We start from the raw sequence: 15,685 nt of genomic DNA, 5'->3' as shown, positions 1-15,685 counted from the left end.
TTCATTTTCACTGCGTACAGAAAATAATTATGGCTTTGAGCGACACTAAACTCCGTTCATTACATGGTAAACCATATTCTGGTTCTCCAGAAGTTTCAGATGTAGATGGCCTCAGCGCTCGCATCTCTCCGAAAGGGGTGATCACCTTTCAATATCGTTATCGCTGGAAAGGTAAGGCCCAGCGCCTTGGCTTGGGACGATATCCAGCACTGAGCCTGAAAGATGCCCGAGCACTTACCGGAGAGCTACGCCTTCTTTATGACGGCGGCACAGACCCCCGTACTTACTTTGAAGAAACCTCAGGCGGTGACTCCATGACTGTCGGCGACTGCCTGCGCTACTGGAAAGAGCATTACGTCGATGTAGCCCTGCGCCCAAAAACGCAGGCTTTGTACACATCGACCGTGCTTAAGCACTTAGAAGGCGCATTCTCGGGCAGGCCCATTGCCGATATAACTGTAAAGCAGTGGGTAGATTTCTTCTCAAAAGAGGAAAAAGAGAACCCCCGGCGCGCTCGGCAGTTGCTGTCCCAAGCCAGGACGGCCATTAATTGGTGCATAAGGCGTCAGGTGATTGATAGCTCCTCAATTATGCGCATCAGCCCGAAGGATGTTGGCGTGCGTTCAGAAACTGGGAGTAGAGTGCTGACATACAGTGAGCTGGCTCGTATCTGGGTGGCGATTGAAAGAAGCAGAGCAGCTACATCTAATAAACTGCTTCACCAGATGCTGATGTTATGGGGGGCTAGGGTATCAGAGCTTCGACTTGCAGAAAGAAAAGAGTTTGATCTGAGCGAATGGGTCTGGACGGTTCCGAAAGAGCACAGCAAGATGCATAACGTCATCAGGCGGCCCATCTTTGAACAGATGAAGCCACTACTGGAACGGGCCATGGAAACCTATGACCAGATACTGTTTCCGGGAAATGATGTGAACCAGCCAATAACCATTGCCGCCGCGAACCGCTACATTCTGCGTATTCGCGAGGGAATGGATATTGGTTACTGGCGCGCTCATGACTTTAGGCGAACTATTGTCACGCGTCTTTCGGAGGAGGGGGTAGCACCTCACGTTACCGAAAGGATGCTTGGGCATGAGTTGGGCGGGGTAATGGCGGTATATAACAAGCACGACTGGATAGAGGATCAGAGAAAGGCATATGAGATACATGCCGATAAGCTGTTCTGGCACATCAGGAAGCTTTCTGATTAACACCTCCGTTTAGTATCCATTCTTCAACCGCGCTCTTGAGAAATGCTTTTGGGCGCGTTCTGACGGGCTTGGGAAAATTATGCGACTCACAATACTTCCACATGGTTGTGCGTGAGGTAATCTGCAATTTTTCCATGACTTCTTTTTCTTGGATCAGGGTAATGTCAGACATAGCTACTCCTTTGGTGGCTTACTGATAAAGCTGTCGATGATGAAAAGGGTGACGATGGCGAGCCAGAGGATTAGCTCGCTCGGGGAGATGTCGGGAAGTGTGTTCATGCATAGCGAACATGACTGCGCGGTGCGCCGCGATATCTTGGCCTGGCTTCTCTGGAAGGAACGCAGATTGCGTTGCTTAAAATCACTTCCCAGCTTGCCCTATTATTAGGAATCCAATTCCCACCATCGCCGTCAATCCACCCCGGTTTAACATTGACGGCAATTTCTTCAAGGATTGGGCATGGAACGGCGAGAGTGTGATAGCCGTTGTTATAGTACCAAAGGGCGCTCATCACGTTTTCATGGCTGTACCGCCCCGAGCTTTCCAATCTGGCTCGGTAACCACCATCATCTGGCCCCCAAAGCGTAATGTATGGATCGCCGCGCTCGGTCCACTTTACCGAAACGATGTAATATTCCTTCTCTTCAGACATGAAAACTCCTCACGCATAGCGCGATAGTAAAAGGTTAAGGGCGTTAGCCCATCAGGACGTAATAGATAGCCAGGGCGGCGATAGTGATAAGCAGGTGAAGTGGTGTAAGCATTCTTAGCGGCGCACCTCCGCACATTCCAAAGTGACCCGCGGGCGAACCATCCTGATGCGCTCAGCCATCTGCTGGCACTCGGTCAGGGTAGGGAAGATGGTTTCTGATACGGGGATGGCGCGGCAATCAGTAGTGCAGGAGGTGAGTAAGAGGACGAAGCCGGCAAGCATTAGGTATGCTCCGGTGGCTCTGGTAGTGGCATCCAGTGAGTAACATCACACCAGTCCCAGTCTTGCCCTTTGTTGTATGGGTCGTCCCAGTATTGGAAAGGCGAATAGGCATCTTCCCAGCCCGGCTGCTCCCAACAAATCACCCCAACCCTTACTTCACCATTAATATTGATTATCACCGGAGTTTCATCTTCTGGCAGGCCGTCGCTACATTCAATCCACTCGCTCATGCAACCTCCAACACCTTAGTTAACGTTCTGACACCAGTAATCACCGTCGCTGCCATAGTCTGGCGCCGGGTCACGACCTCGATTTGATAGAACCTGCCGCGATATGCGACTGAGTAAATCCGGGGATGAAACTTGTTGCCCTCGCCATACTTGGCTTTATGCGCTTCCATAGCTTTATGTGCGACAACGATATGGGCTGGCTCGGTGTCGCCGTAGATGCGCTCAATCATGATTTTAGGCGTAAAAAAACCGCTCGAGGCGGCTTGTGATAGTGATAAAAACCCCGCCGGAGCGAGGTTTATTGCGGATTGGGTTTTATTCTTCTGGTATATATTTGATAGACCAAGTCTCTTTACATGCACCGCAGATCCAGTCACCGGTATCGTTACCCATGATTTTTTCCTTAGCCACTCTTTCTGAGCCGCAATAAGGGCATTCGGAAGGACGCGGCTCCCTACGCATCCGCTTTTGTTCTGACATTATCTCTCCTCCTCTCTAAAGTAGACCGGGTCAGTCCCACGCGGGAACTGCTGACTTACCTCCCTGTAGTGCCGCAACCTCTCCCTGAAATACTCCCTGTATTCCTCCGGCTGCTCCGCTTCCACATGCTGCGGGATAACCGGCTGGTTCATCCTTTCCTTGTATGCGACTGATGACGCCGCAAGGTCAACATTTACCTTGTCACGCTCTTCTCTGCTGCGTTCTGCGATATTGAAAGACATAGGCATACCTCCTGAATGGAGTATACGCCGGAAAGAGAAGGGCGCTATCCCTGGCTGTTCAGGCGGAGCACTTCGTTGCGGTAATCCTCTAAAGCCTTAACGGCATGAGGCCACAAGCCATGACAAAATTTGTCTACATCCGGCACCCTAACCACCGGTGCGGGCGGGGCGGCGTAGAGGGCATATCCCTCCGGGAAATTATCCCAATGCGCACTTTCGTGCAGGCATACAACGGCAGCATCAGGATAGTTACCGCAGTCGTCATATTCGCCTAAACGTACCTTGCCAATAGGCTCCAGCTCCCGCAGCCGATCAAGTTCTGCCTCGGCCGCTTCAGCGCGCGACTTCCAGTTGTCGATGACAACCTGCATTTCTTTAATTTGGTGCGATTTATTCACTCTTCACCGCCTTGCTCAGGCATCGTTCATAGACACATGTTGCGGAATCAATGTCCATATCGGGGAGTCGGATATAACCAAATTCCACGCCGTTGATGATGAACTGACGCCTTTCTTCAGCCAGAACCGCCAGCGCATCCCGCCCTGCCTTAAGCTCAGCATTCTGCTGCAACAGGCTAAGCATGACGCTCGGTGTACTCACCTCAAGATAGGCTTCCATTGCCTTGGATAGCGCTTCCTGCTGCTTCCCTGCGCACTCTATGCTTGCGCTAACCATCAGCTCCTGAAGCCGCTTAGCTTCTGCCTCAAGCTTTACGAAATCCTCCGGCACAACCGCTTTCCCTACGATGTGGCAATCCCCAATCGGGGCGGGCTGTTTGTCTGTCATGATGAGTCCTTACGTAATTAACCCTGACGGACAGCGCCGCCAAAGCCCCTGATTGGGTTAGTGTAGTCGAGGTAAATATCAGTATTGGCAGGCTGCTCTCTGGTGAACGCCCGCCTGTCTTTAGCGAGAATATGCTCAGGGCATAGTGGGTAGAACGCCGCTTCCTTGTTGAGCGCGTTGAGCCTCATCCTGTTGAGGCGCTCATGCTGCAATCCCTGTCTGGCGCACTCCACTGCCTTGAGCGCACCAGCAACGATGAGAGCATCCCTTTCTTTGATTCGGCGGAGCTTGTCCAGGTATTTTGGACGCAGCTCAACCGGCAGGTTGTCGTAGACATCCTGCTCGTGGCTGGTGAGCATTTGGGTTTACCTGTGAAGGTTAGAAGGGGATATCGTCGTCAAAATCCATAGGGGGCTCTTCCTGCTGAGCAGGGCGTTGCGCTTGCTGCTGGCGCTGAGGTGCCGGCCGTTGCTGCTGGCCATCACCACCCTGGCGACCGCCCAGCATTTGCATTACTCCGCCAACATTGACGTGAATCTCTGTTGTGTACTTCTCGACACCTGCTTGGTCTGTCCACTTTCGCGTGGCCAGCTTGCCTTCGATGTATACCTGTGAACCCTTACGCAGATATTCACCGGCCACTTCTGCCAGCTTCCCGAACAGCACCACCCGGTGCCATTCGGTTTTTTCTTTCTGCTCACTGGTTGCTTTGTCACGCCATGATTCTGACGTGGCCAGCGTAATGTTGGCCACAGCACCGCCATTGGGCATGTAACGCACCTCGGGGTCTTGCCCCAGATTGCCAACGAGAATTACCTTGTTAATGCCTTTGCTTGCCATTTATGCCGCCTGCTTTAGTTCTGAACCGCGTGTCTTAAAGACTTCCACGCACTTCTGTTGATGTTCGGGATGCTTGGCCAGGGAGTTCCATGCCGGTTTGTATATCGCCTTCAACTCTTCAACTGTGTTACTTGCCCCAGCCTGAGCCGTGAATTCAGCCAGGATTTCATCCGGTGTTCTGCTGGCCACCTCATGAACCTCTGAGTCAGGGTCAACAGCAGTCTCTTCTGTGGGTATGCAGAACGCCTGAAACGCCGCGTACTTGTAGGCGATAGACATAGCCTTATTCGTGGCCTTGTCGCCGCTATCCATAGCCTCGCCGTAGGTGGTGACCGTATGAGTGCTGCTGTCTTCCGTAGACACGAAATCGAACTCTGCCCTGACCACGACATAGAACAACACGCCACCTTTCTGTGTGGTTCGCTCGGTCACTGTGCGCTCTGTGATGCGCGGCAGAATGACCAGGTTGTGCTTGGCCAACATTGGCGCCAGCGCGTTATACACCTGGTCGATACCACGGAAGTTGAATCCCTGCTGCTGGTTGCGGCGGTCTTTGCTGATACCAACCGCCGCCATGTCCTTGGCCACCGCGCTGATGGCCTGATAAACCTTCTTCACTGTCATTGATAGTTCCCCGCAAATTCAGCCCAGCTAATCTCTGGCTTCTGCCGTTCCGCAGCCAGGTCAACCGGCTCGCCAATATCAATCGGCTCTTCAGGCCATACGTCTTTCATCAGCGCGATGAAAGCGTCATCACTCCATTCATTCATGCTGCGTACTCCTGTGGTGCGGTAACGCTGTAACCCTGGCCGGTAAGCCATTCAACAACCTCTGTGATATCGAGCTGGCTCAGAATCTCGCGGTCGTCTGACTGACCGTATAAAGCCACGTCCGCGGCCTCTACTTTGAATTCACCCAGGCGAACTCCGGGGCGGACACGTACATCCCGGCATTCAAATTTCAGGTTCATAACAACCCCTTGCTTTGGCAGAACTCGCGAGCCATCAGCTGATAGCCAGCCGCGTTATTTGGATATTCACGACTGCTCCCGCTTATCGTGATGATGAGAAGCTGACCGGCGATGGTGAACTTCATGGATGCCTCACTGAACGAGTGAATGAACGCCAGCCAGAACGGAGGCGCTCGGTGATAATGTCGAGTAAAGAGTTATTGAAGCTATTGGCACCCATGATGGTGCCGCCTGCGATAGCTAAATCCATCACGGGTGGTTCCTTAAGTTGATTGTTTACATAGCAGAGCAGCCTCAAATGAAGCTGTTTTGATATGCAGTAAAAGGTGTGCGAATTTAATTAATTCCTGGGGGACTGATTAAATATATTTAAGGCTCAATTTATGACTATAAATACCAATAAAAACAGCGGGTTCAAAGTGTGATGCGCTGCTCTTTATTTATACCACCGAGAAGTGCTAGGGTGTTTTTTTTTGCAATCTTGATAAGGGGCTACTGATGTCAGATTTAATTATCAATCCGAAAACGAATCCTCAATTAGCAGCCCAGCAACTTGTAATTGAGCTAATTAGAGCAGGGCGGTTGCATGAATTCACACAAGATGGCGATGCTTCTTATTTGATTAATTTGTTTGACCAAATAGAGAAACATTTCACTGAGAAATATGCGGTCTCAGAAGGTGCCAGCCTAAGCCGGATTAAGTAGCCAAGTGCCATCGTCGAGCCGACTCAGTGAATCAGCTCTGCGGTGTCACTCAGATGTTTTCGCTAAGCCAGTCGAGAAGCGCCTCCATTGCTTCCTCGCGGCTTTGATATGTATTCGGAAGCCAGTCACCATCCCAGGCGGCGACATAACTTCCACCTTCATCTAAATCAACTTCCCACATATTTCTCTCCTGTTAGCGGTTACCAGTTGCCACCGGCAGTATCAGACTCACCAAAGCAGCAAGGCCCACACAAGCCAGTAGAGTGCACTGTTGGCTTTTGCCCGCAGTTATCGCAGGCCACTCGCCAGTTTTTATCGCCATCTTTAAGTGATGATGATTCTTTCTTTTCTTGTTTCTTCTTGCTCACAATTTCTCCTGTTTCGGCTAAAATAATGTGTTTTCCACTCTTACCGCGTGAGGCTCTTTGTGAAAAAAAGCGAACTCCCAACAAAAATCTGCACAGTTTGCGGCCGCCCATTTACATGGCGTAAGAAGTGGGAAAAGTGCTGGGATGAAGTGCGGAAATGCTCAGAGCGCTGTCGGCGTCAGTGAGCTGGATTGGCAATAAAAAAGCCGCCTCATTGGGCGGCTATATGTACACAGGCCAGAACACCTTTCTCGCTGGCACTTCCCCGAACCTCAGCTCCTTGCTGCACTTAGCCATCCACTGGCGACCGTATAACTTCTGGCAAAACGCCTGACGCTGTACGGAGTTGAATGATGTTGTTCTCATGGTCACCTCGCTCAAATTAACGGGATGCTTTTGCCACGCATCTTCTGACGGGCGTTAACCTGCTGCCCCAGCGGATTGCGCACCTTCATGTGTTCACGGCGCTGCTTCTCTTCGCGCTTCTGAGCGATTGGCTCGTGATGGCCGATAGCCTTCTGTAGCTGCCGGCCATACCCTTCAGCGCTGGATACAGCTTTCACTACTCGATTAACCGGCTTGCTTACTGCTTCGGTCTTAACTTCTGGCTCAAGCCCAAAGGCTGCTTCGAGAATGCTCCCGATACGTTCCAGCTCCATTGCCGCAGCACGGCGGCGAGCATGGCGACGGGTTTTAGCGTTGTCCAGACTTGATGATCCGTAAGTAATGACTGTCATGATTACCTCCTGAAATGGTTTTGGTGGTGCAGAAAGTCAGGCGGCTAATCCTGACCGCGTACTCATTGCCGAGCGCCTCCGCCGAAGAGGTTGGCTTCTTCCTGCACCCCAAACCCATCTCGGTTTGTTGCTTTTGCGCTTTGTCAGCGCTCTATGTTGTTAAAGAGCTTCACCGTCCTGGTGAGTCGTGCGTCCTGCTGATGTGATGTAATTTATGCGCAATACGCATATGCGTCAAGCGCATAATAATGGGAATTTCAAAGATGAACTGTAGTTTCTGTGTATGCTTTTGAAACAAAAAGGGAATTATTTTTAGGCGGGTTATGCGTGAGGCATAAAAAAACCCGCACTAGGCGGGTTTGTCGAGATGAGTTGGCTTATCCGTGACGCCTGAACTGCTGAGACTGGCTTAGCATCACGCGGCCGGCTACATGGAGCATATGCATTTCTTCTTCAGAAATGGTCCACTCTCTATAGCGGGGATTATCAGAAATGACGTACAGCTGACTCTTAACCTTCTGCAGGCGCTTTACAAACATGTCGCCATTGAAGTCGAATACGTAGATTCCATCACCATCAAATGTACTTACACCGACATCAACAAATATTAGATCGCCGGGTTCAATGGTGCCTTCCATGCTGTCGCCACGGACATTAATCAGTTTCACTGATTGCTCCGGCCGGTTGCCAAAGATTACTCTGGCTTGTTCCGGTACGTATTCAATAGATCTTATAACTTCAACGACGTCTTTTGACGGTGAACCATCTCCGGCACTTGCAGAAACGTCAAGGACATCAATTCTATACACATCTTTTCTCCCCTTTTTTATAATGGAACTTACACTGTATGTTTCTACAGTATCATTAGCTTCATTAGAAGAGAATAGTTCAGAAACGGGAACGCCAAGAGCTTCAGCAATTTTATGAATTAATGATTCACTAAAGCCTTGAACACCCCGTTCCAGGCGTGACAGGTTGCCTACGTCGCTATCTACACGCAACGCAAGCTCACTTAACGTCATTTTATTCGCTTTGCGAATCTGTCGGATTTTTTGGCCTGTTTTCATCATCACATTAAAACCTTTTTTATGCGTGACACGCAAAGCGTATTGCGCATATCATGCATATCGCATATTATGCGCATAACGCATTATGGAGGTGCATTATGCAAACGCCACTGAGAAAAATGCGAGTAGAGAAGGGGCTGACAATTTCTGAGGTAGCTATCGCCACCCAGATAGATGTAGGCAACCTAAGTCGTATCGAACGAGGTATCCAGGTCACTTCGCTAGAAACCGCTGAAAAGCTCTCAAAGTTCTTCAAAGGGAAGATCAGCGAGATGCAAATTCTCTACCCGCAGCGATATATGACAGCTGCTGATAGCGCAGCTTAAGCAACACCGCTCTTTATACAATCTAGACCGCCGACAACGCGGTAATCCTTTAAGGCAAATCGTAACCGGTTTACTACTTAATCAACTACTTATTCAATACGGAAAGTATCTCAAATGGAAAACGCAACAACACGCAAATCGAGCACCGTCGTATTTATCGGCCGTCATCTCCTGGCCACCGCGCACCAGGCGCTATCGAATACACGTCAAACCGTGGTTGCAACGCTGCTCAACGTAGCGGATTCAACAGTCCTTCGCAGAACCGAAAAATTCCCAGAACTCATGGAAACTCTCGCCGCAAGCGGCGTAGAGGATTTTGTCATGCGCGGAGAAAAGAAAATATCTCTGGAGGAGTACCGTTGGCTGATGTCAACGGCGATGAACTTCGCAAAGTTGCAGTTGGAAATCACAAAAGAAAAAGCCCCGAGCTGCGCGAACAGCTTCGAGGCCTAGTATCGAAATGTAAGCAATTTCAACGAGGTAATTATGCCAAAAATGGCTGGATATGTAAACAGCAGTGGGGTGGTTTATGGCTAGTCCCGCCCACAAAACCGTAGTACCAATCAGGCCCGACTTGCGGGCAGTGGAGCAACGTGTGGCTGACCTTGATGATGGTTATGCCAAGCTGTCGAACATGCTTCTTGAGGAGTATGCAGGAGCTGATCTGACAAAGCGTCAGTTCAAGGTGCTTCTGGCTGTTCTGAGAAAGACTTACGGATGGAATAAACCTATGGACAGGATAAGCGATTCGCAGATTGCTGAGATAGCGAAATTGCCTGTTAAGCGGTGCAATGAAGCGAAGCTGGAACTGGTCAGAATGGGGCTTCTAAAGCAGCAGGGCGGCATGTTTGGACCTAATAAAAATGTCTCCGAATGGCGCATCCCTCAAAATGAGGGGAAATCCCCTAAATCAGGGGATAAAACATCCCTCAAATTGAGGGAGTCGAATCCCTCAAAACGGGGGGACACAAAAGACACTATTACAAAAGACAAGAAAGACATTAACCCTACGTCCGAGAATTCTCACGAATCCTCTGACGGACGGTTGCAAAAATTTCTTTCCTGCAATCCAGAGGCAGCAGTCTACACACCCACTGGCAGCAAATGGGGAACCGCTGATGACCTGAAGGCTGCCCAGTGGATTTATGCCATGGTGCTCAAGGTCAGCCCGACCGCCAAAGAGCCTGGCTGGCCTGACTGGGCAAACGCAGTTCGACTGCTTCGCAATGTTAAGCAGGTTACCCATCATGACATCTGCGCCCTGTTCAAGTGGGCAAACGCAGATAGCTTCTGGCACAGCAACGTCCTATCTCCTGCAAAGCTTCGTGAGAAGTGGGACACGCTGGCCCTTCAGCAAACTCAGAAAAACCGCCAACAACGCCCTGATGCCGAGCCGGTCAGTCACTGGAATGATCGGCAGGCATGGGAGGAGGAATTTATATGAGCAATCTGACGCAGATTATCGCAGCACGTGACAGCGGTGCTTTAGCCCGGATGGCCGGCTCATCGCCTGAACCAGCGAAGATGGTTAATCCTGACGCGGAAAAGATGGTAGATGCGCTATTCAGCAATCTGAAACAAGTCTTCCCAGCAGCGGTATCTACAACGCTAAAAAACTCTGGGGATGAGGCAGCGGCTAAGCGCCAGTGGATCGCCGCCTTTGCCGAAAACGGTATTCGGACTAAGCAGCAGCTTTCTGCCGGGATGCAACATGCCCGTGCCAGTGAGTCACCGTTCTGGCCGTCACCAGGGCAGTTCATTGCATGGTGTAAGCAGGGCGCTATCCGGGCAGCTGGCCTGCCTGATGATGAATCGCTCTACGACATGGTGTTGGATTACAGCGCTCGCCGCGGTATGCACGACAGCCCTGAAGCCTTCCCCTGGCAAAGCAACGCTGCTTACTGGATGGTCACCAAGCTCTACTCTGAAATGCGCGCAAATAACCTCAGCGAGTCAGAGCTTCGCAAGCGTTGCGGGAAAGAGCTGACGGCCATGTCCCGACGGCTTGAAGCTGGAGAGCAAATTCCTGCACCGGTTGTTCAGATACCCAAACTTCACCTGCCGATGAGTAGCGAGAGGGGGTTATCAAAGATTGCTGAAATTCGCGCCAAGCTGGGGATGCAGAGGAAATCATGATGAGCAATGTTATCAGCCTTGAACCATACACTGCGAAGGCAAGAGATATTCAGACAGGCAAGGATTTCCGCGACTGGTTAATCACTACGGTGGCGTCTATCAAAGCAGCTGATCCGGCATCGGAAGACCTGAAATTAGACGCCTGTGAGGGAATCCATAAGCTTTTCGATGTGCTCATTGAGGCCACCGAGCATTCAAGCGTTTACAGCCAACCACAAGGCAGAGGTAAGTTCTGATGGATGAGAAAATTGAGAATAAGAAATTCTTCGAATGGTTTGTCCATGAGTACGACGGCGAAGCCTCTTTCGAAGAAGTTGCCCCGATTTGGGAAGCTGCTTGGCGCGCAGCGCGGCAGGCCGGCAATCAGGAGGAATCATGATAACCGCTATCAAAATCGCCTTAGCGTGGATTCCAGCAAGCATTCTACTGTTCATTGTTCACTACGGTGGCGATGCGCGCCTTCAACCATGGCAAGCCATTGTGTCCATTGGACCAGCGCTGTTGCTTTTGATTATTGACCTTTGGCCCCTGAAGGGGAAAAGCCAATGACCAACAACGATGAGCTGGTAAGGGACTGGGTGGAGTTCTTATCGTGGTAGGAGCTGTCGGAGCAGCACGAGCTAAGAAAGTCATGCGCGCAAGGCTGGGGCTGGAAAATATGGCGGGCCGCCCGCAGCAAGCAGGAGAACTAATGCCTTACATCCTCGCCATTATCGGCGCACCCATTACGGGTTATGGGATGGCTGCCGATAACCCTCAACAAATAATCATTGGAACCATGTGGTTATGCACTGCCTGCATCATCATGGCTATCCAGAAACATGGAGAGAAGCAATGACAGCTGAAATTATTCCCCTCCATCCCCGCAGGCAACTCACAGAGGCTCAGCAGTACATCAACCAAGCCCTGAAGTTGGTGCGTGAGGGCGGGCATCAGCAGCACACGCTAGACCTGCTGCTCAGCAAAGCCCATGACCTGGTACTCGACTACGTGGAGACAAGCGAAGGGAGGTAACCGTGAACAAACAGAGCTATTTCCTGATTGACTCTATCCGACGACGAAACTGCATCGAATACATCCAGACCTTACCAGCCAATCCTGAATCACCCATCGTAATAACCATCCAAGAACGCACTCGCAGCATTTCGCAAAACGCCAAGCTTTGGGCTTGCCTGAACGATATTTCAGAGCAGGTCAATTGGCATGGCCGAAAGCTGACCAGCGAAGAGTGGAAGTGGGTATTCACCGCGGCACTCAAGAAGCAAGACGTGGTGCCAGGTATTGATGGCGGATTCGTGGTTTTAGGCCAATCAACCAGCCGCATGGCCGTTCGTGAAATGCGGGACTTAATCGAACTCATCAGCGCCTTTGGTGCCGAGCATAACGTCAGATTCAGCGACGAAGCTGCACGGGCTGCTGAATGGGCGAACAGATACGGAACAACAGCATGAAACCTTGCACAGCCGCACACGTCGAGCGCATTAGGGCGCTGGCCGGCACCCACACCGCAGCAGAGATGGGAAAAATTCTCCGTCGTACAGAGGGAAGCATCCGCGGTATTGCCAAAAAGCACGGCATCAGCCTGTTTTCCGGCTGCCACAAGAGCCACACCATGCAGGACATTGAAGAAATAGTCAGGCTACGCCATCAAGGTTTGCCGTTTAAAGAAATCGCCAGGCTCACCGGCCTTAAGGTGACCTCATGCCAGAACATCTACCGGAGACATGGATGAACAATTACAGCGAACTATCGGACTATGAAATTAACAAACTGGTCGCCATTGCCCTGGGCGCGAAGATGGTTAACGCCTACTCAGTGAAGGATGTCCGGGAGTCGGTTCAGTACGACCTGAACGGCAAGACGCTCCTGGTAGCCCGCGGTTTCGGCGATGCGCCTAACCGATTCGACCCGTGCAACTCATGGGCTGATGCCGGGCCGATTATCCATCGTAATGGCATTGAACTGAACTACGACGGCATTAGCTGGGATGCGTCATGCAATTTGCGCGGGATTGCTTCCTATAACGACTGGAAGCGTTGCCCGGAGTCTCCATGTCGCTTGGCGATGATTGTTTTCCTGATGATGCAGGAGGCCAGATATGCAGAAGCAGCCTGAGCCAGTATGCGCCCACTGTGGCCTGAAGCTGGAAGCTGACGAAACCTACTGCTGCCAGAACTGCGCCGACTGGTTCGAGATGACCGACCCCAATTATGCAGTAGGGGAGGATGACGATGGCTAAAGGCACCAAGCCGCCGAAAGCTCGAAATTGCCCCATATGCTCCGCCGAATACACTCCTCGCTCTACCACTCAGAAAGTCTGCCACTCCTATAAATGCGCTATCGAATTCACCCGTCTCAAAGGAGAAGAGAAAGCCGCGCGTGAAGCCCGTAAGCAACACCGTGAAGAGCGGAAAGAGTGGAACAAGCGCAAAGCCGATGTGAAGCCGTTAAGCCACTGGATGAACATGACCCAGCGGGTATTCAACGACTACATCAGGGCAAGGGATGAAGGGCAGGGTTGCATCAGCTGCGGCAGCACAACGGCGGTCAGTTATCACGCTGGTCACTTCCGGACGACAGCGGCGGCATCACAACTCAGATTCAATGAAGACAACTGCAATTTGCAGTGTGCAGCCTGCAATACCCATCACTCCGGAAACATCGGGCCATACCGCATCAACCTGATAGCGAAAATCGGCCTCCAGCGCGTTATAGCACTCGAATCTGATAACAACCCTCACCGATACACCCGCGAAGAACTCGACACGCTCAGAGCGCGTTACAGAAAGAAATTGCGCGAACTCATAAAACATCGACAGGAGGCAGCATGATTAACGTTGTCAGCTTTTCCGGTGGGCGCACATCTGCATTTTTGGTTAGAACGATGCTGGAGCTCGATCCAGAAACGCAATTCATCTTTATGGATACCGGCGCAGAGCATCCTAAAACTTACGATTTCATCCGTGAGTTTGTTCAGAACTGGCAGATCAACCTGACATGCCTGCGGCTTGTCCCGAATAACGAACTAGGCAGAGCAAACAGCTATGAGGTCGTCGACGTTGAAGATATCCAGCATGACATGACCCCCTGGGTGCGCATGATGAAAAAATACGGACTCCCGTACGTAACTGGCCCGTTCTGCACAGACAGAATGAAGCTTGGGCCTTTTCAAAAGTACTGCAACGAAAAATTCGGTAAAGGCAATTACACCACCTGGCTAGGCATGAGAGCAGATGAGCCTGCTCGTATCTGGGGGCAAGAGATTTTGTCAGTGCTTCGTCGAATGAAAATGGATGACTTTGAAATCCGCAGCCTCTATCAAGAGCTGAGCGAGAAAGGGAATCAGCAACTAATGGTTGAGCATCTCAGTGATCGATACCTTCTGGATACAGTAAATGCCCGCCGCATTAGTGACCGCATCATGAAAATGAGAAGCCTCAACCAAAGGTTTTTGGCAGAGGTGAGTGATTTCGATAAGGAAGACATTCTGAATTGGTGGGCGAAACAACCGTTCAACTTGCAGATCGAGGAACACCTAGGTAACTGCGTTTTCTGCATTAAGAAGAGCCTCAGCAAAATAGCGCTGGCCATGCGTGATGCACCAGAGCTTCTCGCTCAGTTCAATGCTGCTATCCGTTCTGAAGAAGTCAGGGAGCTAAGCAACCGCCAGTCTGCAATATCCAGCATGTACCGCAACTCTCATTCACTCGAAACCATCGAATCACTGTTTAGCCATATGAGCCGAGAAGATATAGCCACAACCATCAAAGGCAATAAAGCCTATGACACAGGCTCCTGCTCAGAAAGCTGTGAGGCCTTTATCGCAGACAGTACCCAGATGGACTTATTTAATCAGGAGGCAGCATGAATCTCGAAAGCGCTATCAAATTCCACTCTCCGAAATCCCCAAACTACACCGCAACTACGCCAGCAACCGCTTCAGAAGCTCTGACAGGCACTGACGTAATGGCGGCAATGGGTATGGCTCAGAGTCGCGCTGAAATGGGGTACAGCGCTTTTCTGGGGAAGATGGGTATCAGTAAGCAGGACAGTGATCGGGCGATCAACCTGCTGACCAAACATTCACTTGAAACCTGCGACCGGGTTGCAGCCCTTCGCAAGCTTGAGAGTGATATTAAACCAGTGGTGATGCAAGTTCTCGCAACTTATGCATATCTGGATTACTGCCGCAGTGCCGCCAGCATAAAGCCGTGTGAGTGCTGCACGGGCGCCGGCTTCATTGAAGCGGAAGTGTTCTCACTGAAAGCGCCGCTGTTCGGCGGAATGCAGCGCAGTGTGCGGGAGATTGTCCGGGTTCGCTGCAAACCATGCCAGGGGCGCGGTGTAGTCTCTGCGGCATGTAACGACTGTTCCGGGCGCGGGAAAGCCCTCAACAGGAAAGAAACCGAATTACAGGGTGTGCCGGTGATGGGCGATTGCAAGCGCTGCTCTGGACGAGGATACGAGCGCATACCTTCTACAGAGGCCTACAGAGCTTTATCGGCAGTTACTGATGCAATGACCCTCGATACATGGAAAAAGAGCGTAAAACCGTTCTATGACGCACTAGTGACCAAGCTTGAGGTTGAGGAAGCTTGGGCAAACAGCGCTTTATCGAAAGTGACTGCATAGCGCAATATGAAATAGCCTGA

37 protein-coding genes are annotated in these 15,685 nt (G+C 51.1%); 19 read left to right on the top strand and 18 right to left on the bottom strand.

Annotation, left to right across the window (positions count from 1 at the left end; genetic code table 11):
* Positions 1-29: 29 nt before the first annotated feature.
* Positions 30-1,211 (top strand): tyrosine-type recombinase/integrase, encoded by a 1,182-nt coding sequence (locus JK232_RS02480; RefSeq protein WP_212588764.1) that lies wholly within the window; start codon positions 30-32, stop codon positions 1,209-1,211.
* Here the strand turns inward: JK232_RS02480 and JK232_RS02475 are convergent.
* The 14 genes from JK232_RS02475 to JK232_RS02415 all read right to left on the bottom strand — a co-directional run bounded on the left by JK232_RS02475 (position 1,192) and on the right by JK232_RS02415 (position 5,944).
* Positions 1,192-1,383 (bottom strand): helix-turn-helix transcriptional regulator, encoded by a 192-nt coding sequence (locus tag JK232_RS02475; RefSeq protein WP_101828307.1) that lies wholly within the window; start codon positions 1,381-1,383, stop codon positions 1,192-1,194. The genes JK232_RS02480 and JK232_RS02475 overlap by 20 nt on opposite strands.
* 103 nt (positions 1,384-1,486) lie before the next feature.
* Positions 1,487-1,864, bottom strand: coding sequence for a hypothetical protein (locus tag JK232_RS02470; protein WP_212588763.1), 378 nt, complete (start codon positions 1,862-1,864; stop codon positions 1,487-1,489).
* A gap of 281 nt (positions 1,865-2,145) precedes the next feature.
* Complete coding sequence (locus JK232_RS02465; protein WP_212588762.1) at positions 2,146-2,376, bottom strand: DUF551 domain-containing protein; 231 nt, start codon at positions 2,374-2,376, stop codon at positions 2,146-2,148.
* A complete protein-coding gene (locus tag JK232_RS22990) occupies positions 2,373-2,738 on the bottom strand; it encodes a DUF4060 family protein (protein ID WP_338086288.1) in 366 nt (121 codons plus the stop codon). The genes JK232_RS02465 and JK232_RS22990 overlap by 4 nt, the downstream gene beginning before the upstream one ends.
* A gap of 117 nt (positions 2,739-2,855) precedes the next feature.
* On the bottom strand, positions 2,856-3,098 hold the full coding sequence (locus tag JK232_RS02455) for a DNA polymerase III subunit theta (RefSeq protein WP_212588761.1): 243 nt from the start codon (positions 3,096-3,098) through the stop codon (positions 2,856-2,858).
* Between the two features lie 44 nt (positions 3,099-3,142).
* Positions 3,143-3,496: a hypothetical protein gene (locus JK232_RS02450; protein WP_212588760.1), complete on the bottom strand. Its 354-nt coding sequence runs from the start codon at positions 3,494-3,496 to the stop codon at positions 3,143-3,145.
* Positions 3,489-3,884, bottom strand: coding sequence for a hypothetical protein (locus JK232_RS02445; RefSeq protein ID WP_212588759.1), 396 nt, complete (start codon positions 3,882-3,884; stop codon positions 3,489-3,491). The genes JK232_RS02450 and JK232_RS02445 overlap by 8 nt, the downstream gene beginning before the upstream one ends.
* A 17-nt stretch (positions 3,885-3,901) precedes the next feature.
* Positions 3,902-4,243: a hypothetical protein gene (locus JK232_RS02440; protein WP_212588758.1), complete on the bottom strand. Its 342-nt coding sequence runs from the start codon at positions 4,241-4,243 to the stop codon at positions 3,902-3,904.
* A gap of 19 nt (positions 4,244-4,262) precedes the next feature.
* A complete protein-coding gene (locus JK232_RS02435) occupies positions 4,263-4,724 on the bottom strand; it encodes a single-stranded DNA-binding protein (RefSeq protein WP_212588757.1) in 462 nt (153 codons plus the stop codon).
* Positions 4,725-5,348, bottom strand: coding sequence for an ERF family protein (locus JK232_RS02430; RefSeq protein WP_212588756.1), 624 nt, complete (start codon positions 5,346-5,348; stop codon positions 4,725-4,727).
* On the bottom strand, positions 5,345-5,494 hold the full coding sequence (locus JK232_RS02425) for a hypothetical protein (protein WP_212588755.1): 150 nt from the start codon (positions 5,492-5,494) through the stop codon (positions 5,345-5,347). Before JK232_RS02425 ends, JK232_RS02430 begins: the two co-directional genes overlap by 4 nt.
* The gene (locus tag JK232_RS02420; RefSeq protein ID WP_212588754.1) at positions 5,491-5,694 is read right to left on the bottom strand and encodes a thioredoxin reductase; all 204 of its coding nucleotides are present in this window, start codon (positions 5,692-5,694) and stop codon (positions 5,491-5,493) included. Before JK232_RS02420 ends, JK232_RS02425 begins: the two co-directional genes overlap by 4 nt.
* Positions 5,691-5,819, bottom strand: a complete 129-nt coding sequence (locus tag JK232_RS22920; protein WP_276515043.1) for a hypothetical protein — start codon at positions 5,817-5,819, stop codon at positions 5,691-5,693. The genes JK232_RS02420 and JK232_RS22920 overlap by 4 nt, the downstream gene beginning before the upstream one ends.
* Positions 5,816-5,944: a protease FtsH-inhibitory lysogeny factor CIII gene (locus tag JK232_RS02415; protein WP_101828316.1), complete on the bottom strand. Its 129-nt coding sequence runs from the start codon at positions 5,942-5,944 to the stop codon at positions 5,816-5,818. Before JK232_RS02415 ends, JK232_RS22920 begins: the two co-directional genes overlap by 4 nt.
* Before the next feature lie 248 nt (positions 5,945-6,192).
* Between JK232_RS02415 and JK232_RS02410 the strand changes: the two genes are divergently transcribed.
* Positions 6,193-6,399: a hypothetical protein gene (locus JK232_RS02410; RefSeq protein WP_101828317.1), complete on the top strand. Its 207-nt coding sequence runs from the start codon at positions 6,193-6,195 to the stop codon at positions 6,397-6,399.
* Positions 6,400-6,448: 49 nt separating this feature from the next.
* Here the strand turns inward: JK232_RS02410 and JK232_RS22915 are convergent, their stop codons facing one another.
* Positions 6,449-6,580 carry a hypothetical protein gene (locus tag JK232_RS22915; protein ID WP_276515042.1) on the bottom strand — a complete coding sequence of 44 codons (132 nt, stop codon included), beginning with the start codon at positions 6,578-6,580 and terminating at the stop codon, positions 6,449-6,451.
* 19 nt (positions 6,581-6,599) lie between these two features.
* Entirely contained in the window at positions 6,600-6,767 is a 168-nt protein-coding gene (locus tag JK232_RS02405) for a hypothetical protein (protein WP_212588753.1), read from the bottom strand.
* A 59-nt stretch (positions 6,768-6,826) separates the two neighbouring features.
* On the opposite strand from JK232_RS02405, the gene JK232_RS02400 reads away from it, so the two are divergent.
* Positions 6,827-6,952, top strand: a complete 126-nt coding sequence (locus JK232_RS02400; RefSeq protein WP_072930066.1) for a DUF2256 domain-containing protein — start codon at positions 6,827-6,829, stop codon at positions 6,950-6,952.
* 192 nt (positions 6,953-7,144) lie between these two features.
* On the opposite strand, the gene JK232_RS02395 is transcribed toward JK232_RS02400, so the two are convergent.
* Together JK232_RS02395 and JK232_RS02390 are read right to left on the bottom strand one after the other, a co-directional pair.
* Positions 7,145-7,504, bottom strand: a complete 360-nt coding sequence (locus JK232_RS02395) for a transcriptional antitermination N peptide (protein WP_212588752.1) — start codon at positions 7,502-7,504, stop codon at positions 7,145-7,147.
* Between the two features lie 377 nt (positions 7,505-7,881).
* On the bottom strand, positions 7,882-8,571 hold the full coding sequence (locus JK232_RS02390; protein ID WP_072930064.1) for an XRE family transcriptional regulator: 690 nt from the start codon (positions 8,569-8,571) through the stop codon (positions 7,882-7,884).
* 98 nt (positions 8,572-8,669) lie between these two features.
* On the opposite strand from JK232_RS02390, the gene JK232_RS02385 reads away from it, so the two are divergent.
* The 16 genes from JK232_RS02385 (at position 8,670) to JK232_RS02310 (ending at position 15,665) form a co-directional block, all read left to right on the top strand.
* On the top strand, positions 8,670-8,897 hold the full coding sequence (locus JK232_RS02385; protein ID WP_072929987.1) for a helix-turn-helix domain-containing protein: 228 nt from the start codon (positions 8,670-8,672) through the stop codon (positions 8,895-8,897).
* Between the two features lie 114 nt (positions 8,898-9,011).
* The gene (locus tag JK232_RS02380) at positions 9,012-9,350 is read left to right on the top strand and encodes a hypothetical protein (protein ID WP_212588751.1); all 339 of its coding nucleotides are present in this window, start codon (positions 9,012-9,014) and stop codon (positions 9,348-9,350) included.
* 76 nt (positions 9,351-9,426) lie between these two features.
* On the top strand, positions 9,427-10,341 hold the full coding sequence (locus JK232_RS02375; protein WP_212588750.1) for a replication protein: 915 nt from the start codon (positions 9,427-9,429) through the stop codon (positions 10,339-10,341).
* On the top strand, positions 10,338-11,033 hold the full coding sequence (locus tag JK232_RS02370; RefSeq protein ID WP_212588749.1) for a replication protein P: 696 nt from the start codon (positions 10,338-10,340) through the stop codon (positions 11,031-11,033). Before JK232_RS02375 ends, JK232_RS02370 begins: the two co-directional genes overlap by 4 nt.
* Positions 11,030-11,269, top strand: coding sequence for a hypothetical protein (locus tag JK232_RS02365; protein WP_212588748.1), 240 nt, complete (start codon positions 11,030-11,032; stop codon positions 11,267-11,269). Before JK232_RS02370 ends, JK232_RS02365 begins: the two co-directional genes overlap by 4 nt.
* Positions 11,269-11,412, top strand: a complete 144-nt coding sequence (locus JK232_RS02360; RefSeq protein ID WP_212588747.1) for a hypothetical protein — start codon at positions 11,269-11,271, stop codon at positions 11,410-11,412. The genes JK232_RS02365 and JK232_RS02360 overlap by 1 nt, the downstream gene beginning before the upstream one ends.
* The gene (locus JK232_RS02355; RefSeq protein WP_212588746.1) at positions 11,409-11,582 is read left to right on the top strand and encodes a hypothetical protein; all 174 of its coding nucleotides are present in this window, start codon (positions 11,409-11,411) and stop codon (positions 11,580-11,582) included. The genes JK232_RS02360 and JK232_RS02355 overlap by 4 nt, the downstream gene beginning before the upstream one ends.
* A gap of 43 nt (positions 11,583-11,625) precedes the next feature.
* Positions 11,626-11,871 carry a hypothetical protein gene (locus tag JK232_RS02350; protein WP_212588745.1) on the top strand — a complete coding sequence of 82 codons (246 nt, stop codon included), beginning with the start codon at positions 11,626-11,628 and terminating at the stop codon, positions 11,869-11,871.
* Positions 11,868-12,047 (top strand): hypothetical protein, encoded by a 180-nt coding sequence (locus JK232_RS02345; protein ID WP_212588744.1) that lies wholly within the window; start codon positions 11,868-11,870, stop codon positions 12,045-12,047. The genes JK232_RS02350 and JK232_RS02345 overlap by 4 nt, the downstream gene beginning before the upstream one ends.
* 2 nt (positions 12,048-12,049) lie before the next feature.
* On the top strand, positions 12,050-12,484 hold the full coding sequence (locus JK232_RS02340; RefSeq protein WP_212588743.1) for a recombination protein NinB: 435 nt from the start codon (positions 12,050-12,052) through the stop codon (positions 12,482-12,484).
* Positions 12,481-12,765 (top strand): hypothetical protein, encoded by a 285-nt coding sequence (locus tag JK232_RS02335; RefSeq protein ID WP_212588742.1) that lies wholly within the window; start codon positions 12,481-12,483, stop codon positions 12,763-12,765. Before JK232_RS02340 ends, JK232_RS02335 begins: the two co-directional genes overlap by 4 nt.
* Positions 12,762-13,148, top strand: coding sequence for a phage protein NinX family protein (locus JK232_RS02330; protein ID WP_212588741.1), 387 nt, complete (start codon positions 12,762-12,764; stop codon positions 13,146-13,148). The genes JK232_RS02335 and JK232_RS02330 overlap by 4 nt, the downstream gene beginning before the upstream one ends.
* Entirely contained in the window at positions 13,132-13,272 is a 141-nt protein-coding gene (locus JK232_RS02325; protein WP_165699529.1) for a protein NinF, read from the top strand. Before JK232_RS02330 ends, JK232_RS02325 begins: the two co-directional genes overlap by 17 nt.
* Positions 13,265-13,864, top strand: a complete 600-nt coding sequence (locus JK232_RS02320; RefSeq protein ID WP_212588740.1) for a recombination protein NinG — start codon at positions 13,265-13,267, stop codon at positions 13,862-13,864. The genes JK232_RS02325 and JK232_RS02320 overlap by 8 nt, the downstream gene beginning before the upstream one ends.
* A complete protein-coding gene (locus JK232_RS02315; RefSeq protein ID WP_212588739.1) occupies positions 13,861-14,901 on the top strand; it encodes a phosphoadenosine phosphosulfate reductase domain-containing protein in 1,041 nt (346 codons plus the stop codon). Before JK232_RS02320 ends, JK232_RS02315 begins: the two co-directional genes overlap by 4 nt.
* Positions 14,898-15,665, top strand: a complete 768-nt coding sequence (locus JK232_RS02310) for an antitermination protein (protein WP_212588738.1) — start codon at positions 14,898-14,900, stop codon at positions 15,663-15,665. Before JK232_RS02315 ends, JK232_RS02310 begins: the two co-directional genes overlap by 4 nt.
* Positions 15,666-15,685: the final 20 nt, after the last annotated feature.

The sequence above is a fragment of the Nissabacter archeti genome (genome assembly GCF_018257325.1).
Classification (GTDB): Bacteria; Pseudomonadota; Gammaproteobacteria; order Enterobacterales; family Enterobacteriaceae; genus Chimaeribacter; species Chimaeribacter arupi.
The sequence above is the reverse complement of the archived record's forward strand: the minus strand, read 5'-3'. Positions and strand labels throughout refer to the sequence as shown.

Coding starts and splice junctions, on each gene's coding strand:
- JK232_RS02430 (WP_212588756.1), bottom strand. CDS start 5,348: ATGACAGTGAAGAAGGTTTATCAGGCCATCAGCGCGGTGGCCAAGGAC.
- JK232_RS02345 (WP_212588744.1), top strand. CDS start 11,868: ATGACAGCTGAAATTATTCCCCTCCATCCCCGCAGGCAACTCACAGAG.
- JK232_RS02395 (WP_212588752.1), bottom strand. CDS start 7,504: ATGACAGTCATTACTTACGGATCATCAAGTCTGGACAACGCTAAAACC.
- JK232_RS02370 (WP_212588749.1), top strand. CDS start 10,338: ATGAGCAATCTGACGCAGATTATCGCAGCACGTGACAGCGGTGCTTTA.
- JK232_RS02355 (WP_212588746.1), top strand. CDS start 11,409: ATGATAACCGCTATCAAAATCGCCTTAGCGTGGATTCCAGCAAGCATT.
- JK232_RS02415 (WP_101828316.1), bottom strand. CDS start 5,944: ATGGATTTAGCTATCGCAGGCGGCACCATCATGGGTGCCAATAGCTTC.
- JK232_RS02440 (WP_212588758.1), bottom strand. CDS start 4,243: ATGCTCACCAGCCACGAGCAGGATGTCTACGACAACCTGCCGGTTGAG.
- JK232_RS22920 (WP_276515043.1), bottom strand. CDS start 5,819: ATGAAGTTCACCATCGCCGGTCAGCTTCTCATCATCACGATAAGCGGG.
- JK232_RS22915 (WP_276515042.1), bottom strand. CDS start 6,580: ATGTGGGAAGTTGATTTAGATGAAGGTGGAAGTTATGTCGCCGCCTGG.
- JK232_RS02425 (WP_212588755.1), bottom strand. CDS start 5,494: ATGAATGAATGGAGTGATGACGCTTTCATCGCGCTGATGAAAGACGTA.
- JK232_RS02435 (WP_212588757.1), bottom strand. CDS start 4,724: ATGGCAAGCAAAGGCATTAACAAGGTAATTCTCGTTGGCAATCTGGGG.
- JK232_RS02315 (WP_212588739.1), top strand. CDS start 13,861: ATGATTAACGTTGTCAGCTTTTCCGGTGGGCGCACATCTGCATTTTTG.
- JK232_RS02360 (WP_212588747.1), top strand. CDS start 11,269: ATGGATGAGAAAATTGAGAATAAGAAATTCTTCGAATGGTTTGTCCAT.
- JK232_RS02325 (WP_165699529.1), top strand. CDS start 13,132: ATGCAGAAGCAGCCTGAGCCAGTATGCGCCCACTGTGGCCTGAAGCTG.
- JK232_RS02330 (WP_212588741.1), top strand. CDS start 12,762: ATGAACAATTACAGCGAACTATCGGACTATGAAATTAACAAACTGGTC.
- JK232_RS02470 (WP_212588763.1), bottom strand. CDS start 1,864: ATGTCTGAAGAGAAGGAATATTACATCGTTTCGGTAAAGTGGACCGAG.
- JK232_RS02375 (WP_212588750.1), top strand. CDS start 9,427: ATGGCTAGTCCCGCCCACAAAACCGTAGTACCAATCAGGCCCGACTTG.
- JK232_RS02475 (WP_101828307.1), bottom strand. CDS start 1,383: ATGTCTGACATTACCCTGATCCAAGAAAAAGAAGTCATGGAAAAATTG.
- JK232_RS02455 (WP_212588761.1), bottom strand. CDS start 3,098: ATGTCTTTCAATATCGCAGAACGCAGCAGAGAAGAGCGTGACAAGGTA.
- JK232_RS02390 (WP_072930064.1), bottom strand. CDS start 8,571: ATGAAAACAGGCCAAAAAATCCGACAGATTCGCAAAGCGAATAAAATG.
- JK232_RS02410 (WP_101828317.1), top strand. CDS start 6,193: ATGTCAGATTTAATTATCAATCCGAAAACGAATCCTCAATTAGCAGCC.
- JK232_RS02320 (WP_212588740.1), top strand. CDS start 13,265: ATGGCTAAAGGCACCAAGCCGCCGAAAGCTCGAAATTGCCCCATATGC.
- JK232_RS02310 (WP_212588738.1), top strand. CDS start 14,898: ATGAATCTCGAAAGCGCTATCAAATTCCACTCTCCGAAATCCCCAAAC.
- JK232_RS02365 (WP_212588748.1), top strand. CDS start 11,030: ATGATGAGCAATGTTATCAGCCTTGAACCATACACTGCGAAGGCAAGA.
- JK232_RS02420 (WP_212588754.1), bottom strand. CDS start 5,694: ATGAACCTGAAATTTGAATGCCGGGATGTACGTGTCCGCCCCGGAGTT.
- JK232_RS02465 (WP_212588762.1), bottom strand. CDS start 2,376: ATGAGCGAGTGGATTGAATGTAGCGACGGCCTGCCAGAAGATGAAACT.
- JK232_RS02445 (WP_212588759.1), bottom strand. CDS start 3,884: ATGACAGACAAACAGCCCGCCCCGATTGGGGATTGCCACATCGTAGGG.
- JK232_RS02385 (WP_072929987.1), top strand. CDS start 8,670: ATGCAAACGCCACTGAGAAAAATGCGAGTAGAGAAGGGGCTGACAATT.
- JK232_RS02480 (WP_212588764.1), top strand. CDS start 30: ATGGCTTTGAGCGACACTAAACTCCGTTCATTACATGGTAAACCATAT.
- JK232_RS02335 (WP_212588742.1), top strand. CDS start 12,481: ATGAAACCTTGCACAGCCGCACACGTCGAGCGCATTAGGGCGCTGGCC.
- JK232_RS02380 (WP_212588751.1), top strand. CDS start 9,012: ATGGAAAACGCAACAACACGCAAATCGAGCACCGTCGTATTTATCGGC.